We start from the raw sequence: 380 nt of genomic DNA on the forward strand, positions 1-380 counted from the left end.
CCTTCAAGGTCGGGAATCGTTCGAAAACGCCTTCACAAACGATGCTGTTCAACTGCGACATATGGTGAATCGCCAGGATGTTGTGACGCTCAAAGTTGGTCGTCGGATACCCTGCGGCCGTCGTGGACGGGTTGATTCCGTCTCCCTCGCCGCCGCCGTGAATACCTATCATCAGGTTATTGCGTGCCGCCGCTTCGTAGATCGGGTAGTAGCGGCGCTGCCCGTATGGCTCTCGCGAGGCCGATGTCAATAACACCTGAACCACTCTCGGATGCGAGCCCAGTCGATCAATTTCTTTTGCTGCGAGCAGCGGGTCTTGGGTTGCGACCACAATGGAGGCCAACCAGCGGTCATCGCTTGGAATCCACGTGTCCATCGTA

Annotated in this window: 1 protein-coding gene; it reads right to left on the reverse strand. The window is 56.8% G+C overall.

Annotation, left to right across the window (positions count from 1 at the left end; genetic code table 11):
• On the reverse strand, positions 1 to 380 hold a 380-nt coding region (locus ACZYR9_RS27600), incomplete at both ends, for an amidohydrolase family protein (protein ID WP_488981494.1).

The sequence above is a fragment of the Paenibacillus sp. F024 genome, assembly GCF_057814255.1.